This window comes from Burkholderia sp. HMSC10F09 (assembly GCF_001806955.1).
In the GTDB taxonomy this organism is placed as follows: Bacteria; Pseudomonadota; Gammaproteobacteria; order Burkholderiales; family Burkholderiaceae; genus Burkholderia; species Burkholderia multivorans.
In genome coordinates, this window is the sequence record NZ_KV786613.1 from 1 (window position 1) to 4,027 (window position 4,027).

5 protein-coding genes and 1 pseudogene are annotated in these 4,027 nt (G+C 69.2%); all 6 read right to left on the reverse strand.

The genetic code is table 11. The features are described 5' to 3' along the window. Positions 1-176 (reverse strand): annotated as a pseudogene (locus tag HMPREF3115_RS07210) (protein-L-isoaspartate O-methyltransferase); the annotation flags it as partial. Next, positions 173-934: a 5'/3'-nucleotidase SurE gene (gene surE / locus HMPREF3115_RS07215; RefSeq protein ID WP_006412019.1), complete on the reverse strand. Its 762-nt coding sequence runs from the start codon at positions 932-934 to the stop codon at positions 173-175. The pseudogene HMPREF3115_RS07210 and the gene surE, both read right to left, overlap by 4 nt. 104 nt (positions 935-1,038) lie before the next feature. After that, complete coding sequence (locus tag HMPREF3115_RS07220; RefSeq protein ID WP_006404700.1) at positions 1,039-2,244, reverse strand: CaiB/BaiF CoA transferase family protein; 1,206 nt, start codon at positions 2,242-2,244, stop codon at positions 1,039-1,041. Between the two features lie 49 nt (positions 2,245-2,293). Then, positions 2,294-2,890, reverse strand: a complete 597-nt coding sequence (gene recR, locus HMPREF3115_RS07225; RefSeq protein ID WP_006399892.1) for a recombination mediator RecR — start codon at positions 2,888-2,890, stop codon at positions 2,294-2,296. Positions 2,891-2,921: 31 nt separating this feature from the next. Next, positions 2,922-3,248 (reverse strand): YbaB/EbfC family nucleoid-associated protein, encoded by a 327-nt coding sequence (locus HMPREF3115_RS07230; protein WP_006399891.1) that lies wholly within the window; start codon positions 3,246-3,248, stop codon positions 2,922-2,924. A gap of 94 nt (positions 3,249-3,342) precedes the next feature. Continuing rightward, positions 3,343-4,027 (reverse strand): DNA polymerase III subunit gamma/tau C-terminal domain-containing protein (locus HMPREF3115_RS07235; RefSeq protein WP_305367004.1); only part of this gene is annotated, 685 nt, incomplete at its 5' end.

Consider the following 4,027-nt stretch of genomic DNA (forward strand, 5'->3'; position numbering starts at 1 on the left):
GCCGGGCCGGCCGGCACGCCGCGCGCCGGGCCGGGCTTCGGCACGGCGACCGGACCGTCGGCGGACTTCGACGCGGCAAGCGCATGGCGTTCGCCGGGCCGCCCGTCGGATTTGCGTGGCGCTCGCTTGAGATCTTCGAGCGCGAGCGGGAACCGCTTCGCGCGCTCGCCGCTCATGAAGCCCGCCCTCCGGCGCGCGCCCATTCGCGCGTCGCGGGCAGCATCTGCGTGTGCGTGAGATCGAGCTGCAGCGGCGTGATCGACACGAAACCGTTGGCGATCGCGTGGAAATCGGTGCCTTCGCTCGCGTCCATCGCGTCGCCCGCCGCGCCGATCCAGTAAATCGGCTCGCCGCGCGGATCGGCCTGGCGGATCACCGGCTGCGACGGATGACGCTTGCCGAGGCGCGTCACCTTCCAGCCCTTCAGCTCGTCGTACGGCAGGTTCGGGATGTTGACGTTCAGCAGCGGGTGGCCCGGCAGCGGATGCGCGAGGTAGTGCGCGACGATCTCGGCCGCGACGCGCGCGGCGTCTGCGAGATGGGCCCAGCCCTTGTCGGCCAGTGAAAACGCGATCGCCGGCACGCCGAACATGATGCCCTCGGTGGCGGCGGCGACCGTGCCCGAGTAGAGCGTGTCTTCGCCCATGTTCTGGCCGTTGTTGATGCCCGACACGACGAGGTCGGGCCGCGCGTCGATCATTCCCGTCAGCGCGACGTGCACCGAGTCGGTCGGCGTGCCGTTCACGTAGAAGAAACCCGTACTCGCCGCGCGCTGCACGGACAGCGGCCGCGACAGCGTCAGCGAGTTCGATGCGCCGCTGCAGTTCTGCTCGGGCGCGATCACCGTGAGTTCGGCCAGCGGTTGCAGCGCGTCGTTGAGCGCGGCAAGACCCGGGGCGAGATAGCCGTCGTCGTTGCTGAGTAGGATTCGCATCCGGCGATTGTAACCGAGGAAAGATGGCGCGCGAGCGACAGTCCGACGGCAGCCGGGCACATGCGCGCGCGGTGCACGGCCGCATCGCGCGGCCGCATTTGCGCTCAGATCGCGCCGGCGTCGCGCAGCGCCGCGATGGCCTGCGCGTCGTAGCCGAGGCCGCGCAGCACCTCGTCCGTATGCTCGCCCAGCGCCGGGCCGAGCCAGCGCGTTTCGCCCGGCGTGTCGGACAGCTTCGGCGTCACGTTCGGCAGCGGGATGTCGGTACCGTCGGCGAGCTTGAAGTGCTGGATCATCTGGCGTGCGGCGAACTGCGGATCGGTGAACATGTCGGCGACGCTGTAGATGCGCCCGGCCGGCACGTCGGCGGCGTGCAACACCTCGAGCGCCTCGTCGATCGTGCGCGGTGCGAGCCATGCGGCGATCGCGTCGTCGATTTCCTGCGTGCGCGGCACGCGCCCGTCGTTCTGCGCGAGCGCCGGATCGTCCGCGAGATCGTCGCGGTCGATCGCCTTCATCAGCCGCTTGAAGATCGGATCGCTGTTGCCGCCGATCACAATGCTGCCGTCGCGGCACGCGTACGTGTTCGACGGCACGATGCCCGGCAGCGACGCGCCGGTGCGCTCGCGCACCATCCCGTACACGCCGTACTCCGGCACGACGCTTTCCATCATGTTGAACACCGCTTCATATAGCGCGACGTCGACGACCTGCCCCGCGCCGCCGTTCACCTTGCGGTGATGCAGCGCCATCAGCGCGCCGATCACGCCGTGCAGCGCGGCGATCGAATCGCCGATCGAGATGCCGATGCGCGGCGGCGGCAGGTCGGGATAGCCGGTGATGTGGCGCAGCCCGCCCATCGATTCGGCGATCGCGCCGAAGCCCGGACGGTCGCGATACGGGCCGGTCTGCCCGTAGCCGGACAGGCGCACCATCACGAGGCCCGGATTCTCGGCCGACAGCACGTCGTAGCCGAGGCCGAGCTTTTCGAGCAGGCCCGGACGGAAGTTCTCGATCACGATGTCGGCTTCGCGTGCGAGCTGGCGCGCGATCGTCTTGCCGGCGTCCGATTTCAGGTTCAGCGTGACCGATTTCTTGTTGCGCGCCTGCACGGCCCACCACAGCGACGTGCCGCCCTGCTCCGGATGGAGCTTGCGCCACTTGCGCAGCGGATCGCCGCCTTTCGGGTCTTCGATCTTGATGACTTCGGCGCCGAACTCGGCGAACAGCCGCGACGCGAACGGCCCGGCGATCAGCGTTCCGAATTCGAGCACTTTGACGCCCGCGAGCGGGCCCTGGCTGGCGCTCATGTGTCTCCCTGACATGAGGAACGGCGCCGCCGGCTGGCGGCGCCGAAAATTACATCGTGCGGCGGTCGAGCATCGCGCGGGCGATCGTGCCCGCGTCGACGTATTCGAGCTCGCCGCCGACCGGCACGCCGCGCGCGAGGCGCGTGACCGCGAGCCCGCGCGCCTTCAGCGTCTGGCCGAGGTAATGCGCGGTGGCTTCGCCTTCGTTCGTGAAGTTCGTCGCGAGCACGACTTCCTTGACGATGCCGTCGGATGCGCGGCGCACGAGCCGGTCGAAGTGGATTTCCTTCGGGCCGATGCCGTCGAGCGGGCTGAGCCGCCCCATCAGCACGAAGTACAGGCCGCGATAGGTCATCGTCTGCTCGAGCATGATTTGATCGGCAGGCGTTTCGACGACGCACAGCAGCGTCGGGTCGCGCTCCTCGTCGCTGCAGACCTCGCAGATCTGCGCTTCGGTGAACGTGTTGCATTTATCGCAGTGCCGCAGATGCTCGGTCGCGAACAGCAGCGACCGGCCGAGCCGCTCCGCGCCCTCCCGATCGTGCTGCATCAGGTGGTACGCCATGCGCTGCGCGGACTTCGGCCCGACGCCGGGCAGCGCACGCAGCGCTTCGACGAGCGCGGACAGGGCGGACGGTTGTTTCATACGGCGGCAGACGTCGAGACGAACGCGGCGTTCAGAACGGCAGCTTGAAGCCCGGCGGCAGCGGCAGGCCCGACGTCATCCCGCTCATCTTTTCCTGCGACGTTGCCTCGGCCTTGCGCACCGCGTCGTTGAACGCGGCCGCGACGAGATCCTCGAGCATGTCCTTGTCGTCCGCGAGCAGGCTCGGATCGATCGACACGCGTCGCACTTCGTTGCGGCACGTCATCGTCACCTTGACGAGGCCGGCGCCCGACTGCCCTTCGACTTCGATCTGCGCAAGCTGCTCCTGCATCTTCTTCATGTTCTCCTGCATTTGCTGCGCTTGCTTCATCAGTCCGGCGAGGTTGCCTTTCAACATGGGAATACTCCTTCTCGATCGTGTGAAAACCGGCACGCGGCGCGTGCCGGCCAATGTGCTGGGGCGGGATTGTGCCTGCCGCGGCGCAATCCGTTCAATGCAGCGTCGGCGCACCGCCGTCCGGCGCCGAATCGGCGAGCGGACGCACGGAGCCTTCGACGATGCGCGCGCCGAAGTCGCGCACGAGTTGCTGGACGAACGGATCGGCGTGAATCTCCTGTTCGGCCTCGCGCTGACGCGCCGCGCGTGCGGCCGCGTCGAGCGCCGCCGCCGTGCGGCGCGCGGGGCCGACCTCGACCGCCACCTCGACCGGCTTGCCGAGTGCATCGGCAAGCGCGGCCTTCAGCTTCGCGACCTGTGCGGCGTCCGCGTACTGCGGGACGGGCACCGACAGCTTCAGCGACGTCGCGTCGACAGCCGTCAGTTCGCTGTTGAACGCGAGCTGATATGCGACGCCCTTCAGCGGCAATCGTGCGGCGAGCGTCGGCCATTCGCCGTCGAAGCCGATCGCGTCGAGCGCGATCGCGGGCGGCAACGGACGCGTGTCGACCGGCGCCGACGGCCGGCTTTCGGCGAGCGACGGCGCGACGCGCACGTCGTCCGGGCCGCTGTCGAACACCGGCACGAAGCCGTCGTCCGGCGGGCCGCCGAACATTTCGTCCGCGCTGAGCGGCACGTAGTCGTCCGGCGGAATGTCTTCCCACGGCGGCGGCGCATGGCGCGTGTCGGCGCTCGGCTGCGCGGCGCGCGCGGTCGCGCGCGGCGTCGGCACCTGTACG

Bases quoted from the DNA above. Each gene is read 5' to 3' on its own strand.
- recR (WP_006399892.1), bottom strand. From the start codon at position 2,890: ATGAAACAACCGTCCGCCCTGTCCGCGCTCGTCGAAGCGCTGCGTGCG.
- HMPREF3115_RS07220 (WP_006404700.1), bottom strand. From the start codon at position 2,244: ATGAGCGCCAGCCAGGGCCCGCTCGCGGGCGTCAAAGTGCTCGAATTC.
- surE (WP_006412019.1), bottom strand. From the start codon at position 934: ATGCGAATCCTACTCAGCAACGACGACGGCTATCTCGCCCCGGGTCTT.
- HMPREF3115_RS07230 (WP_006399891.1), bottom strand. From the start codon at position 3,248: ATGTTGAAAGGCAACCTCGCCGGACTGATGAAGCAAGCGCAGCAAATG.